Source organism: Paenibacillus piscarius (genome assembly GCF_022234545.1).
In the GTDB taxonomy this organism is placed as follows: domain Bacteria; phylum Bacillota; class Bacilli; order Paenibacillales; family Paenibacillaceae; genus Paenibacillus_AQ; species Paenibacillus_AQ piscarius.
The window spans coordinates 55493-70572 of the sequence record NZ_JAIEUI010000027.1 but is presented as its reverse complement, the minus strand read 5'-3'; the positions used below and the strand labels follow the sequence as shown (position 1 = coordinate 70572).

Here is a 15080-nt window from a genome sequence, read left to right as displayed (position 1 = left end):
GGGAGCTAGTACTGGTGGAGAATGAAGCTTAATTAAATTTTCAGTGATGTCCTCTGAACAATCAAAAGCCCGTACTCTGGCCGGATAGGCAGAGTGCGGGCTTTTATTCACAGATTGGCTATCTCATTATATTCACCGTACTTCTCAATTTCCGTCACGATCATCTGCTCATTGATCTCTTGTATCTTATAGGCCTTGGCCTGTTCTCTGGAGGAGATCACTTTATACCTATCGTCTTTATAAATAATGGCGCAGTGATTCTCAATGGCTATGCCGGTTGTATCCATTCCCTTAACCATTTCCAAGAAATCTGCCTCGCGGTTGTCTTCATTATAATGAGGACAGTGAATTCCTGGTAAGATCCCCATAGCCTTCAATTTGATATAAATCCTCTCTCCTGAAGTATCGAATGTCTCTGTGTCACTATGACCGTATTCGTACCAGCAGATCGAACCCGCACTCATTCCGGACAACACAACCCCCGAAGCATACGCCTGCTTCAGCACAGTATCCACACCATGCTCTCGCCAGATGTCCAGCATCATCCTCGTATTACCGCCACCCACATAGATTAAATCGGCGGATAAGATCATTTCTTCTATTTCTTCTGGGGCATATGTATTTGTCGTCAGCAACAAATACTTGACCTCACACCCCAATCGGTCACCGTATACGAATTGAAAAGAATCACAATACCCTTGCGCATCCATGCTGGCTGTAGGAATGAACAATGCTTTGGGATTCCTTTTATTCGTTAAATCTACAATCGTTTGATCGATGGCCAAAGTCTCCAACTCGCTAATCTCTCCACCGCCAATAGCCACAATAATCCCCATATTCATCACTCCTATTTATAATATTGAAGCTGCAAAGATAACAAAAAGCCCCGGATGCATTATGTCTTATTCAGACACACCGGGACTGACTCTGTTGTGACAAGCTATATAGGTGGTTAACTTAATGTAAAAACGTAACTCCCCCTTTGCACCGAAAATAATGTCGTCTCATGAATTGGAAAACAATTGAAAGGGACTACCATCTAGCTTTTCCCTGGTTATCTTCCCTTGGATTTCCTTTGATGTGGCGGGGGTTGTGTCACTCGTGTCCTTTGTGGCAGTTATGGCAATTTTTGAACTTGCTACCGTTTGACGCGGTTCATCGCAGTTGTCGCCGTTCAACGCACTTGTCTGATTTTCGTGGGCAGTTTGGAAAATGAGTAGGAAAATGGAAAGTGTGACGAGTTTATTTGCTTTATAACGTGTTTATTTTCAGTGTATACAGTAAGAATTGTTATAAAATGTTATATTATTAATACAAATATATTGTTACATCCCCTTTCAATCTACTCATTATTGCCCAGTAACTCAATTTTTTTTTTTGAATTCACCTTTTCTATTAATTTCGATAGCTTGCTTAGTAACGATGCTTCTTCTGTTGAGTCTGTCATCATATCAGAAAAGTAATCAATTGCATACTCTAGTTCTTCTTCCTTTGAAAAGCTTTTGATGGGATTGCCTAAATGTATTATTGGAGCGTACTTCTCTAGTAATTCATCAATCTCAGATACAACATCCTCCTTTTCTGGTTTTTCCCCATTATAAAGAAGTTCTTTATAGGCATAAAGTTTTTCAAGATTTCTACTACAGTCTTGAGCGTCCTCTAATTCTTTTATGGATTCTTCAATAAGAATTCGTCGAATCTTGATCATATTACCACTTTCCATCATTCTAATTAACTGGATCAGTTCGTACTCGCAATTTTTAAGTCGATATTGTTTGCTACTCATTTTATGATCCTCCTTATAATTTCGATATGTCTATTCTATCACTAATGTATCTTTTGTGTCAAATGACACAAAAGACACATTAGTGATAGTGGTAAATTTGGTTACTACTTAGGTCACTTCAAAACAGGGTTGCCGGAAAAGGCAAGAGATAGCGAGGCGAGGACAGGGAGTTGTTGTTTAATGTAGGTGGAGACGACGCTCCGTAAGCGGGCAAACCATTGCGCTGCAGCTTCGGTCCGAAACGAACCGGAGACTTTTTGCTTGACCTTGACCATTCGGAGATCACGTTCGGCTTGGTTGTTATCAAAGGGAATTTCGGGACACCAAAGAAACTTGAGAATCACCTCTTTGTGAATCAAAAAGCGTTCTCCCAAGTTGCCAGTCTTGCTCTTAATGGCACGCCCCTTTTTACACGTTTTGGCCCGTACCCAGTCTTTCGACAATTCCCCTTCACCCGTTTGGAGAATTGCGTCATACCGTTCCCTAAACGATTGAAGGACCTCCTTCTCCAAGGAAACCCCGGCTTGACGGGAACGCAGCGCCTGGGTCCAGCCCTCCCGTCAGCAGATCCTTCATCTGCTTCGCCCACTTATGTCCGTCATGCTCGGCGATTCCAATGCACTCCCGGAGCAAATGGGCATTACACAAGGCACGGGAATAGCTATGCTTCTCATTAAAATATCCTTTCATGCAGTCATGGACGACGGTTCCCGTATAAGTAGGTAAAAATCCGATGTCCTTCATCGCGAGCGCTCCCCGTTTGGCATGCAGTTGGAGCAAGGTATATGCTTCATCGGACATGACATGCATCCACTGGGTCCGTCCGTCGACCCGGCACCCGGTTTCGTCGGCATGGACTTTGACTTTCTGATGCAACTGGGTACGAATATGCTCTTCGATGGGGGCGAACCGGTCATGAGCGTTCTCTAAAAAAGAAAGCAAGGCCCCTTCGCTGGGCCGATACGTCGTCCAGTCCTCGAAGAGCTGAGCCATCCGCTGAAGCGGAAGAAAGTGAAAGGTATGCAAATAAACCGTCCACGCCGCCATCCGGGGGCCATATTGGGACGGGAAGGCTGCGCGCTGGACTTTTTGGCAGCAAGCGCAGTAGCGCTGCTCTGCACGAAACTCGGTGGTCCAGATACGGGATACCGGAAGGTCGAATTCTTGACGCTGTTATTCGCCCACACAGGAAGCATCTGCAAGCGAGCCCAAACAATCCGGGCAGGTGGTTAGTTCACAGACAACGACCTCATCGGGGTTGTCGATGACATGGAGCGTAGTCCCGGGATGGCCTTTCGGTGCGCCTTTAGGACCGCCAGGAGTCCGCAGATTTGGAGGCTTGCGAAGCCCGTCACTGGATGGAGGTTTGCTGCTGTTATGACTCTTCTGCTGGAGTTGCCGTTCCAACTCATGCACGCGTTTTTTCAGCGATTGAATCTCTTTCGCCTGGGTGTCAACGATTTGTTGAAGGCGCTGATTCTGTTCGGTCAAGGCCCGATTTTGGTCGAGGAGCATCTGGATGAAGCCTGCAATTTCAGGATCCCCTTTACTGATCTGAAGGACTTGCTGTGGGCTAACATCCATACCTCATTCACCTCCCGGGTTTTGTCTTTTTTCTTTCGACAGGGGAAAGTGGAATTCCTTTTCGAAGGTGGAGAATGGCCGGAAATTTTTCAAGGGGACCTAAGTAGTAACGAAATTTGACATCCAATGTTAAGTCAATGAAACTGCGCAAAGAAAACTAACTATTTTAGGTAACGCCCCGTTCTATCCAATTAATATTAAATCATTTTCTATTCACTATCCTTGTGTTTGCTCAACGAAATCCCCTCAAAGTATCCGAACTATAACCGGACAATTGTCGCAGCAAGAAATTAAATAACCAAGGAATTGGTGAAAAAATCGGGGAATGAAATTAATGTCGTGATGAAAATGAGGAATGATTGGAAAAGAATTAAGAAAACAATAGGGAAAGATAAAAAAAGGAAAGAGTGATTGGTTCAGGGGCCGCCATCTAGCGTTTTCCTGGTGCTCTTCCCTTAATGTGGCGGGTGGCATTTGTCACATTTGCCACCGTTTGACGCAGTTCGTCGCACTTGCCCGGGGTTGGTTTGGAAATGAGTAGGGGAGTTTATTTACTTTGCTGTGAGTTGTAATTCATCTTGTCACTAAAAAGGCCTTATTTCGGCGATTCTGTAACGTAGATTTGGCATAACTTGTAACGATCTTTGGCATAAGTGATTGCTTCCTGTAAAGTCATTTGGCATTTATCGTTTATAAGTAGTTAGAATTTGCTATGAGCTCCACACTCAAATCCTAAAGATTTAAGAGTAATACTTAACTCGATTGTAAATGCTGTTGCCCTGCAGAACAATCAATGAAATTCTCCTCACCAAATAAGTTTTTGGCTTCATCAATGCTTTTCGAAGACATTTCAGACATAACGACGATAGCCAGATTATGCTTTGCTCGAGAGCATATAACATAAAATAGGTTTCTTGTTCTTGTCTGTACATCAAAATTGTTGGTAATAATAGCCCCTATATCTGGACGCCCCTCTAAATACTTATTTAGACTGTATGAATTCCAATCATTATCATCGATAAAACATACTACATTGTTAAACTCTGCACCTTTAGTTCCATGGTTTGTTGAAAATGGAGAGGTATCTTTTACAGTTTTATGCAATAATCTAAATTGTATATATTCCAGTTCCATAAGATCATCATAAAATGAGTCTTTCATAGATTCGTTATTAAATGCTTCTTTTAATTTGTTGGAATACTCCAGTATTCGATTATCATTAACAAAATCAAACACTTCAGAGATCTTACCTTTATCAGTTAAAGAAATCAGTTCCAATACTAGTTCATTTAATCTCAATTTATCTTTAATATTGTTAAGCTCAAATGCTGTCTTTTTAAGTAGATGTTGAACCTTATTAGTCTGATATAATTCAATAATTTCCTCAATATCAAATAAAAAGTTTGCAAAAATGCAATCTCTATTAGATGCATTTTTAAGCAGCATGTCCTTGCTTTTTGCTCTTCTTGTTCTTGATAAGATGTACTTGGAAAATAATCCTGGATAATATGTTTCAAGTAACATTCTATTTTTAATTTCGCTTTTATGAACCTTCTCAAACGACTGAACGATTGAATCTTCAAATATTTCTAACTCATTAAACTTTTTATTTTTTACGATACACTTATTAAAAGCATCAATAAATTCATCATCATTATTTTGTAAACTCCCATTATCAATAGCTATTTGAGTTTCTGTAGGAAGCATTTCAAATATTATTTTTGATATCTGGTTAACATCTCGCTTTTTTGAACGGAGCATACCTATAAAACCAGATTTGATTTGCCCCACTTTGTATGCTGCACTGTCGTCTTCATCATATAACTCATGTAATTCAATATAACCATTTTTTTTGGCAATCGCTTTAGTTACGAGGAATAGTTTCTTCATATTATCTGAAACATTTAAGGAAAAATCCAAACTAATACGTTCTTTAATAAATTTTTCAGTATCCAGCTCTCGATTATTAACGTAGTAGAAGTGGCTTTTCCCTTCTTTTTCAGTGCCCGAGGGTATTTGTTCCAAATTATCTGTTCGAATTCTATTAAGGAGTGATATAATCACATCTGAGGAACGATAATTTTCGCTTTTCAAAATAGGTTTGAATTTATGACGATCCGCATCTACCCTCCCTATTGTCCCATTGTAAATCTGCTGATAATAGTCCCCAAATAATCCGAATAAAATGGTTGTAGATGGTTTTATATGTTCTAATAAGAGTTTAGCCACTGCTGACTTTGTATCTTGATACTCATCAATGAAGATTACCGGATAAGTATCTTGAATTATCTTTAATAACTTTTTGTTATTGTTTATTATATTGATACTCAGTTCAAGCATTACATCATGCGAAATAATACCTTTTTTATAATTGGCGTTATCTTTATATTGAATTCTAGATTTCAGCTTCGTTAATGAGTCAATTCGTTCTTGGTACTTTTCATTCTCGTCACGAGCATCCTTAAATTTTTGGGTTGTTTCTTTTGATTTACTTAAAATTTCTAAATTCTTTTGAATTTTAGAGTTTATATACAAAAGGAGTTCTTGTTTAAGTTCTTTTTGGAATGGCTGTATTATCTTCCAAAGAAAATCATGAATGGTCTTAACCTCAACAATTTCATTTCCATTAATACGACTAATTATTTCTTCTTTTGCAACATTAGTGTAAGTTATACAAGCCACTTTTCTATGTTGCTTTTGAAATTGTCTTTCTTTCTTCTGGATAATATACTCTAACGCTTTTACTAAGGTCCAAGTTTTCCCACTTCCAGCTCCAGCCTCAATGATAAAACTTTCGCTATTATCAATGCATTCGTATACCTGATCGACTACTCCGATGCTAGCCATGATAGCCCCTCCTCGATATATGAAGGAACGTTCCATTCCTTTAAATACATCAAATCAAATGCAAAATTAGATTTTTTATCATTTTTGTCTATATAATCATAAATTTTATAAGAATTATTCCATATATCCTCTGCACTTGAAAAAGGACGAATATGATTTGAAATACTGCTCATTAAGCCTTTATTATTAAAAATAAACTTAGCATTATCAATTATAAATGCCTCTTCAAAAGTTCTTCCGCACTTCACTTTATCAGGATCGTGCAACACATTTTTCTGATAAGCAACAAAGATTTTAGCATGTTCTTTTTTTACAGTGTGCTTTAGCAGATCGTCTATTGCCACATATCCAGGAATCCATTCCTTAAGCGTCGGGTTAGTTGTCACTAACTTAGAAAGCTGTTCCATAATCACCTCATTTTTTTTCAATCTTGTTTTCACACTACCATTCGAGTTTTTTTGAACAATCCCATCCTTTTTAACCTCTGAATTAATGCAACAGTCTATATCAGTAATAATTAAAGTTTTTACCTCTAAGAATTCAAGAAAATCTTTAAATTTATGCATATATGCTCCATTCACTTCAATTACCGATATATATTGTTCGGACAATATTTTAATCATAGGCTTTTTGGTTTGAAGGATTGTATCTACCTTTTCAAAAAACATTGGCATAAGCAATCTTTCGCAAAGTCCCTCAATCATCACAATTTTATCAGCAAAAAACATGTCACATTTCACCAAAGTTATGTATCTCTTTAAAAATTGAAGTGTATCAACATCATATTCATTATCTTCTTCATCTTTAATACCAGTTTGATTACTAACAGAAAACTTCATCATATCTTTAACGGCTACACACTTATTATTTCTTCTAAAGAAATATCTGATACTTTCAAAACTTGAGTTTGAAACAATGTGTGATGAGTGAGTAGTAATTATAACCTGAGCATTAATTTTATTTACTTCCAAAAAATAATTAATTCTTTGTATAAGAATACTCTGTAATTGAGGATGCATGTGTGCTTCTGGCTCCTCAACAAAGATTAAGTTTAGATCAGTCCCATTCTCTTGAATCATTGCTTTAAAACTAAGTATTTCAGATATGATATAAATTAAATTACTATATCCAAGGCCATTATATTTTTCAGGTAACATGTGGTCACTATCTTTATAGAAAAGCCTAATACTTTGAAATAAATTCGTTACAGTCATATTTGCTTTCAACTTAAGCTCTGAATCCTGTAAATTGGGATACCCAAAAGTAGCATAAGAGCTAATATATTCTCTAAAAAAATCGTCCAATTTTTTATCAATGCCACTATTAGCATTAATTATTTCTTCATTTAAAGCATTTAATTCTAATTCCTGGTCTTCTTTATTTTCTGATTTTATTGACCTATTTCGATATTCCCTTTGAAACACAGAGGATAATTTTGTGCTACCTTTAGAATTCCCATCATCAACTTCTCTTTGTGCAGCAATAAAAGTTGTTCCAATAATTTTCTTTATATCTGTAATATTGATGACTGACGTGTCTACATTCCTATCGTATGGGCGAATCACAAACTTAAAGTAACTCTCAAAGATCTTTTCTACATGTTCAATAATATCCTTCTCATTATTTTTAATTTTCAACTTATGGAGTTGTTGAAAAAATTCCTCTGGTTGTTCCAGTGCATACGAAAATAAAATCTTTAATTGGTTTGAATCATCTAAGGATGTTAGTAACGGTCTAATATTACTCCAATTATCCTGATCGCTATATTCAATAGTTAACAACATTTCAATTGAAAGGTTATCTAAAGGGCAGTTTTTAAAAAAATCTTCTTCATTTTCTTGTTCTTTAGACTGGCAATAATTCTGATACATTTTTCTAAATTCAGAATGGGAGTTTGAGGAAAAATCGGACCATTCAAACTTTCCATTTTGCCTTAGGAACATATTGAAAATGTTTGTAAATGATGTTTTTCCAGAATTATTTTTCCCTACAATTAGTGTAGTGTTTGGGTCTATTTGAACATTATTAGCTTCACTTAAGTTATGAAGCAATCGATAGTTTTTAACCTCAACATTGATTAGTCTCATTTCCTAACCTCCAATTAGATTACTCGTTTCTGACTCTTCCATCTCATTGTATATCAATAGAGAATTATATTCAGTTACATTCTATATATTTTTTCCCATATGAAAGATCAACTTATAAAATCAAACGGATAAAGCCCTAAAATTCAGGGTTATGCCCTTTAATTACCTTTTTATAAATTTTATTATATAATGGATTATTTTCATACATCTAATAACTTAATCTTACGAAGCAAATCTTGTCTTACATAACGACCACAAGGATATATTATAGCTAGCTTTTTCTGTGATCGTTATATAAATATTCAATGATTACATTTTTAAAGAAACAACTAAATAAAAAAGCGCATATCCCTAAGCTCTGGAATAGGCGCCAGTATTATTAAAGTTAATCTCATGGCTCTTAGACAAATAGTCTATCTAAAGGTAATTCTTAAAATATCAACCTTAACTTAGTGCTGTTTTTCTAACATTTTTTCATGAAAGAAGTTATTCTCTAAAACACAGATTACTTGATTTTATTTATTGCTAGCTTTACCTGCCGCCATACACTTGAAAATGGAATGATTTTACCTTTTACATATGCGAAACTCAGAAACATCATTACAGTAAAAAATGTGTACCCGTGCATTTCAAAATACTTGTGAACTGACACTATAAGACCTACGTAGACCATCAGTACGACAGTATTTAGAATAAATTCTTCCATTTTAATATCCATTAAAAATCGCTCCTTCAATTATATAGATTTCGAATAAAAAAGCACCTCAATGTGGCATATTCTATGCCTACACTGAAGTGCTTCTCCAATTAAAATATTCGGTTATTAATTATATTATCCAAAAATATCATATTTGTCTACTCATTAATAAATAGTTGAGAGGGTTTTGAAGATAGCTGTGCCGAAGAATTTGCTATGTTCTATAACTGCTCATTCTTTTATCAAATGCAGTTCCTCCCTTAATCCCTATAAAATGAGTAAAAAAGCGCCAGACATTTGCACCGCGGAGTCTGACGCCTCTAGTCCCCAACTCTCAGCCGCTTCCACACTCCGATTTGTGCTAACAAAAGTTTCACGAGCTTTTATACCGAAAATCAATTTTGGTCATTCAGAGCACCTTTGATATTGCCCAGTCACATCTTTAAAAATCCCTGATAAATCAAGGGTTTCTTGACCATCAGGACTTAATTCTTATGCCAAAAAATCGTTACAAACCAGTGACAAACTACGTTACAAACGTTGACAAGATGACTTACAACTCACACGAAAAGTCCTTACCTAACGTAACTCCCCCGCTGCCGCATCCCCTCAAACAGCAATATCGTCGCCGCCATCGCGGCATTCAGCGATTCGGCGCGGCCGGCCATCGGGATGATGATGCTTTTGTCGACCAGCGCAGCCGTCTCCGGCGAGATCCCCTTGCCTTCGCTGCCGATCAGCAGCCACTGGCTGCCGTGAAAATCATGCGTATAGCAGGAATCCTCCCCCTGCAGCGAGGTACTGATCAGCAGCGCACCGTGCTCCCGGGCCTGCGGCAGAATCGTGCCCAGCTCTCCCTCCACCACCGGGAGATGGAACATGGAGCCCATCGTGGACCGGATGGTCTTCGGGTTGAACAGGTCGGCGCAGCCTTGGCCGAGAATGACCCCGTCTGCACCTGCCGCATCCGCGCTGCGGATGATGGTCCCCACATTGCCGGGGTCCTGGACCCCGTCCAGCACAACCACCAGGCTGTCCGGCTTGGCCAGCAGAGCCTCCAGGCCCTGCTGCTCCTTGCGCAGGACTGCAAACACTGGCTGCGGTGTGTTCGTGCTGCTGCATTTGGCGATCACCGCCGCCGACACGCCGATGACCTCCATGCCCTGAACGGCCTGAAGCAGCGGCTTCAGCTCAGACGGCATTCCCTTGTCCAGATCATACGCCAGGCATTCCACCTCCGCTTCCGCGAGCAGCGCCTCCTGCACCAGATGGATGCCTTCCACGATATATTTGCCGGACCGGTCACGGTGCTTCTTCTCCTGCAGTCCGGCCCATTCCTTCACCCGCGTGTTCTGCGGCGACATAATTTCCATAGGTTCCAGCCTTTCTTGTCTTTCTCTATTGATAAGCCATCTCCAGCTTGGTCAGGTTGTCCTTCCGCCCGACAATAACCAGCACATCCCCGTCGGTCAGGCGGTCCTCCGCTCTCGGGGAGATGTTCATCTCGTCCCCACGACGGATGGCCATAACGTTGCAGCCGTATTTGGCGCGTATATCCAGCTCCTGCAGATTCCTGCCGAGCATCGGCCCGGAAACCTTCATGTCCAGAATGCTGTATTCCGGCGACAGCTCGATATAGTCCAGGATGTTCGGCGAGGCGAGATGATGCGCGAGCCGCATCCCCATGTCCCGCTCCGGGTAGATCACCTTATCTGCTCCAATTTTACCGAGCACCTTGCCGTGCAGCTCACTTTTAGCTTTGGCGACAATAGCAGGCACGCCCAGATCCTTCAGGATCAGCGTGGTCAGAATGCTGGCCTGGATATCCTCGCCAATCGCGACCACGACCACATCGAAGTTACGGATGCCCAGCGCGCGCAGCGCCTCTTCGTCCGTAGAATCCGCAGATACGGCGTGCGTCACGATATTAGAGATCTCCTGGGTGCGCTGTTCATCCGCATCGATCGCAAGCACCTCATAGCCCATGCCGCTAAGCGCCTTGGCTACACTTGATCCGAAGCGTCCCATGCCGATGATCGCATATTGTTTTTTGGCCATTGGTTCCGTACCTCCGTCTACATGTAAGCATATCCCACAGTATAGCATAAGCCGGTACAAACTTGAATGTTCGGCATGTCCTCAGGGCACCTTATAGACAGGCTGCGCATTCAAGATTCAGGATGCTACCTGAGCACACCAATGTAAGGAGGCCGATTATGCCAGTCACCATCGATTTGCGCCAGGCGATCATCCACAAAGTGCATGGCCAGACGGAAGAAGGTCTACGGGAGGTCATCGAGAATTCCGTAGACGGGCCGGAAGCGGCGCTTCCCGGACTGGGTGTCATCTTTGAGATGATCTGGAAGGATCTCGAGCCTGCCAAGCGGGACCGCGTTCTGTCCATGCTGCACAGACATCTGGAGAAGCTCACCCCAGGGTCAATCACCTCTTAGAGAGACCCTCCCGGCAAAAAAAACCTCCACACCACCGTGCTGCTGCACAGTGATGCGGAGGTTTTGCACATTTTAGGGAGCCGTCTCCAGGAACTTGGCCGTCGGATTCTTCTCCATCGCTGTCCGCATAGCATATTCGTTCTCGAACAGCACCACATAATTGCCCTTCTTGTCCGTAACCAGTGTAGAGTTGATCCGGAACTTACTGGCATCCGGCTTATTCTCATCCACGATCCAGCGGGCGAACTGGTAGTTCATGCGCTGAAGCTGAACATCTACGCCGTACTCACCCTTCATGCGGTACTCGAATACCTCGAACTGGAGCTGTCCGACTACCCCAAGCAGAATGTCATCGAAGTTCACCGTGCGGAACACCTGGATCATGCCCTCTTCGGTCAACTGGTCAATCCCCTTCTGGAACTGCTTCGATTTCAAGGCATTCTTAATGCTGACCTTGGAGAAAATCTCCGGCGAGAACGTCGGCAGCTCATCGAATTCCATCTCGCCTGCCTGACTCAGCGTATCGCCGATACGGAAGATGCCCGGGTCAAACAGGCCGATAATATCACCCGGATATGCTTCCTCCACGATATCCCGGTCCTGGGCCAGGAACTGCTGCGGCTGGGACAGCTTGATCTCCTTGCCGGCCCGTACATGCTTCACGCTCATGCCGCGCTCAAACTTGCCGGACACGATGCGCAGGAAGGCAATGCGGTCGCGGTGTGCCGGGTTCATGTTGGCCTGGATTTTGAATACATAGCCGGTGAATTTCTCATTCGTCGGTTCGATGGCACCCACGGTACTGCGGCGCGGCTCCGGCTTCGGTGCCAGCTCCAGGAAGTTGTCGAGGAACGTCTGCACCCCGAAATTATTGATCGCGCTGCCGAAGAAGACCGGCGTCAGCTCCCCGCGCAGCACCTTCTCGTAATCGAACGGGTCACCCGCTACATCCAGCAGCTCCAGGTCCTGGCACAGCTGGTCATGCAGATATTCTCCGGCCATCTCGCGGATGATCGGGTCATTGTAATCCTCAACCTTCTCTACCTTGATCACCGAGTGGTCGTCGCCCTGGAACAGCTCCACCTGATCCTTCATCCGGTCGTATACACCGCACAGCTCGCGGCCCATACCAATCGGCCAGTTCATCGGCACCGAGCGGATGCCCAGCACATTCTCCAGTTCCTCCATCAGCTCGAACGGGCTGCGGCCTTCACGGTCCAGCTTGTTAATGAAGGTGAAGATCGGAATCCCGCGCTTCGCACAGACCTGGAACAGCTTGATGGTCTGCGCTTCGACCCCCTTGGCTACGTCGATCAGCATGACCGCGCTGTCGGCTGCCGTTAAGGTACGGTAGGTGTCCTCACTGAAATCCTGGTGACCCGGAGTGTCCAGAATGTTCACCCGGTGTCCCTCGTAATCAAACTGCATCACGGAAGAAGTTACAGAGATTCCGCGCTGCTTTTCAATTTCCATCCAGTCACTGGTCGCGTGCTTGCTGGCCTTACGGGCTTTGACGGTACCCGCCAGGCGGATCGCGCCCCCGAAGAGCAGGAGCTTCTCAGTCAATGTTGTTTTCCCCGCATCCGGGTGGGAAATAATCGCAAAGGTTCTGCGCTTGTCTACTTCACTCTGAAGCTTATGGTCCGTTGCTTTATTCATTACACATATCCCTTCATCTATAAAATTCCTGCTTCTGCTCCAATGCCGGATTCGATCAAATCGGACGACTCTTCATGGATTCAGATCCTTTCCGTAGGGATTCACCGTACATTAACCTTATCATACCGTCTATAGGATCATCTCTAGCTCTAGGCTTAGAAAGCTGTATGTCGAAAGCATCCTTCTCAGTATAGCAAAATCCGGCAGAGATTATCTACAAAAATGGTCTCCTCCGTAAAAAAATCCCCCTGCACCGCAGAGGGATCTTCATTATTATCCTATTGTAGGCTTATCGGTTAACCTGCCAGACCACATTATCTTCATCCTGACCGTTAACCGGCCACCAGTGGAAGCCGTCTCCGGCAAGCAGCTGATCAGCTTCGACCGGACCCCAGGAGCCCGCAGGGTAGGAAGCCAGATCATTGTTGTCTTCCTTCCAGGTCTGGGCGATGCGGTCCACAAAGGACCAGGCTGAGGATACTTCATCCCAGCGGGTGAAGTAGGTGGAATCGCCGCGTGCCGCATCATGCAGCAGACGCTCGTAAGCCTCCGGCGAGTTGATGCCGACCAGGCAGCTCTGGCAGAAATCCATCGCCAGCGGCTGGATGTCCGATTCCGAGCCCGGCTTCTTCGCGTTGATCTTCACATAGATGCCTTCCATCGGATTCACGCGGATGACGAGCAGGTTCGGCTCCAGCTTATGCTTCTGGCCGAGGTAGACATTAGTCGGCATTCCTTTGAACTCGACAACCACTTCTGTTGTCTTCACCGGCAGGCGTTTGCCTGTACGGATATAGAACGGAACTCCCGCCCAGCGGAAGTTGTCGACGAACACGCGGGCAGCGAAATACGTCTCCGTATTCGATTCCGGGTCCACCTTGTCTTCCTGGCGGTAAGCCGGAAGGGTCTTACCCTTGTAGAGGCCTTGAGTATATTGGCCGCGGACTACATTCTCACGAACTTCATCAGCAGAGGCGTAAGGACGCAGCGAACGCAGGACCTTCACTTTCTCATCACGGATATCTTCAGCCAGCAGACGGCTTGGCGGCTCCATAGCAATCATGGTCAGCAGCTGCAGCATATGGTTCTGGCCCATATCACGCAGCGCTCCGGCATGGTCATAATACCCGCCGCGCTCTTCTACACCGACCGTCTCACCGAGAGTGATCTGAATGTTGGCAATATGCTTATTGTTCCACAGCGGCTCGAAGAAGGCATTCGCGAAGCGGATCACTTCGATATTCTGTACCATTTCCTTGCCCAAATAGTGGTCAATCCGGTAGATCTCCTCTTCCTCGAACACCTGGCGGATCTGCTTGTTCAGCTCCTCTGCGGATTCCAGATTGTAGCCGAACGGCTTCTCAATCACCAGACGGTTCCAGCCTCTGGCCTGCAGCATACCGCCTGCCTTCAGGTTGAAGGAGACACTGCCGAACAGCTCCGGCGCCAGCGCCAGATAGAACATCCGGTTGCCCGGAATATTGAATTTCTCTTCGAGCGCTTCCGTCTGTTCGTTCAGTTCACGGAATCCGTCAATATTATTGATGTCCAGGGACTTGTATTCGAAATGCTGCACGAACTCGTTCCATTCCGCAGCATCTCCTGCCTGATAACGGCAGAACTCGCGGATGGATTCCTTCACATCTTCCCGGAATTCATCCTGGGTACGGGGACGCCGAGCCACGCCAACTACCGCAAAATCATGAGTCAGCTTGCCTTCACGGTACAAACTGTAAATCGCTGGGAAAAGCTTGCGCCGCGCCAGATCTCCGGTTGCCCCGAAGATAAAGAATACAGCACCAGGTGTATGCAGTGCATCAAGGGTTTGATTTTCAGCCATGGCTCCTCATCTCTCTGTATGTAATATAGTTGACATTCATTCTCAACGCCGGATATGAAACAAAACGCACATAACGGCGTGATATCATTTTATCATAATTGGACAAAGGATGCTATCACATTCCTGA

General features: G+C 43.5%; 12 protein-coding genes. 1 reads left to right on the top strand and 11 read right to left on the bottom strand.

Features of this window, described 5'->3' with window-relative positions; all coding sequences use genetic code 11:
* Window positions 1–107: 107 nt before the first annotated feature.
* The 9 genes from K1558_RS29020 to K1558_RS28985 all read right to left on the bottom strand — a co-directional run bounded on the left by K1558_RS29020 (window position 108) and on the right by K1558_RS28985 (window position 11107).
* Entirely contained in the window at window positions 108–836 is a 729-nt protein-coding gene (locus K1558_RS29020) for a Type 1 glutamine amidotransferase-like domain-containing protein (protein WP_238655456.1), read from the bottom strand.
* A 506-nt stretch (window positions 837–1342) separates the two neighbouring features.
* Entirely contained in the window at window positions 1343–1786 is a 444-nt protein-coding gene (locus tag K1558_RS29015; RefSeq protein WP_238655455.1) for a hypothetical protein, read from the bottom strand.
* 113 nt (window positions 1787–1899) lie between these two features.
* Window positions 1900–2229: an IS66 family transposase gene (locus K1558_RS32940; protein ID WP_420800476.1), complete on the bottom strand. Its 330-nt coding sequence runs from the start codon at window positions 2227–2229 to the stop codon at window positions 1900–1902.
* Window positions 2230–2269: 40 nt separating this feature from the next.
* Entirely contained in the window at window positions 2270–2926 is a 657-nt protein-coding gene (locus K1558_RS32935) for an IS66 family transposase (RefSeq protein WP_338019744.1), read from the bottom strand.
* Between the two features lie 33 nt (window positions 2927–2959).
* On the bottom strand, window positions 2960–3370 hold the full coding sequence (locus K1558_RS29005; protein ID WP_238655454.1) for a DUF6444 domain-containing protein: 411 nt from the start codon (window positions 3368–3370) through the stop codon (window positions 2960–2962).
* Between the two features lie 753 nt (window positions 3371–4123).
* A complete protein-coding gene (locus K1558_RS29000) occupies window positions 4124–6217 on the bottom strand; it encodes a UvrD-helicase domain-containing protein (RefSeq protein WP_238655453.1) in 2094 nt (697 codons plus the stop codon).
* Window positions 6199–8304, bottom strand: a complete 2106-nt coding sequence (locus tag K1558_RS28995) for an ATP-dependent nuclease (protein ID WP_238655452.1) — start codon at window positions 8302–8304, stop codon at window positions 6199–6201. The genes K1558_RS29000 and K1558_RS28995 overlap by 19 nt, the downstream gene beginning before the upstream one ends.
* A 1272-nt stretch (window positions 8305–9576) precedes the next feature.
* Window positions 9577–10374, bottom strand: a complete 798-nt coding sequence (locus tag K1558_RS28990; RefSeq protein ID WP_238655451.1) for a TrmH family RNA methyltransferase — start codon at window positions 10372–10374, stop codon at window positions 9577–9579.
* Window positions 10375–10399: 25 nt separating this feature from the next.
* Entirely contained in the window at window positions 10400–11107 is a 708-nt protein-coding gene (locus tag K1558_RS28985) for a potassium channel family protein (RefSeq protein WP_338019743.1), read from the bottom strand.
* 110 nt (window positions 11108–11217) lie between these two features.
* Between K1558_RS28985 and K1558_RS28980 the strand changes: the two genes are divergently transcribed.
* Entirely contained in the window at window positions 11218–11454 is a 237-nt protein-coding gene (locus tag K1558_RS28980) for a small acid-soluble spore protein SspI (protein WP_238655449.1), read from the top strand.
* Between the two features lie 72 nt (window positions 11455–11526).
* Here K1558_RS28980 and K1558_RS28975 read toward each other — a convergent pair whose 3' ends face one another.
* Together K1558_RS28975 and zwf are read right to left on the bottom strand one after the other, a co-directional pair.
* Window positions 11527–13113: a peptide chain release factor 3 gene (locus tag K1558_RS28975; RefSeq protein WP_238655448.1), complete on the bottom strand. Its 1587-nt coding sequence runs from the start codon at window positions 13111–13113 to the stop codon at window positions 11527–11529.
* 289 nt (window positions 13114–13402) lie between these two features.
* Complete coding sequence (gene zwf, locus K1558_RS28970; protein ID WP_238655447.1) at window positions 13403–14953, bottom strand: glucose-6-phosphate dehydrogenase; 1551 nt, start codon at window positions 14951–14953, stop codon at window positions 13403–13405.
* Window positions 14954–15080: the final 127 nt, after the last annotated feature.

Bases quoted from the DNA above. Each gene is read 5' to 3' on its own strand.
- K1558_RS28975 (WP_238655448.1), bottom strand. From the start codon at position 13,113: ATGAATAAAGCAACGGACCATAAGCTTCAGAGTGAAGTAGACAAGCGC.
- K1558_RS29005 (WP_238655454.1), bottom strand. From the start codon at position 3,370: ATGGATGTTAGCCCACAGCAAGTCCTTCAGATCAGTAAAGGGGATCCT.
- K1558_RS29020 (WP_238655456.1), bottom strand. From the start codon at position 836: ATGGGGATTATTGTGGCTATTGGCGGTGGAGAGATTAGCGAGTTGGAG.
- zwf (WP_238655447.1), bottom strand. From the start codon at position 14,953: ATGGCTGAAAATCAAACCCTTGATGCACTGCATACACCTGGTGCTGTA.
- K1558_RS28980 (WP_238655449.1), top strand. From the start codon at position 11,218: ATGCCAGTCACCATCGATTTGCGCCAGGCGATCATCCACAAAGTGCAT.
- K1558_RS28990 (WP_238655451.1), bottom strand. From the start codon at position 10,374: ATGGAAATTATGTCGCCGCAGAACACGCGGGTGAAGGAATGGGCCGGA.
- K1558_RS28985 (WP_338019743.1), bottom strand. From the start codon at position 11,107: ATGCTATACTGTGGGATATGCTTACATGTAGACGGAGGTACGGAACCA.
- K1558_RS29015 (WP_238655455.1), bottom strand. From the start codon at position 1,786: ATGAGTAGCAAACAATATCGACTTAAAAATTGCGAGTACGAACTGATC.
- K1558_RS29000 (WP_238655453.1), bottom strand. From the start codon at position 6,217: ATGGCTAGCATCGGAGTAGTCGATCAGGTATACGAATGCATTGATAAT.
- K1558_RS28995 (WP_238655452.1), bottom strand. From the start codon at position 8,304: ATGAGACTAATCAATGTTGAGGTTAAAAACTATCGATTGCTTCATAAC.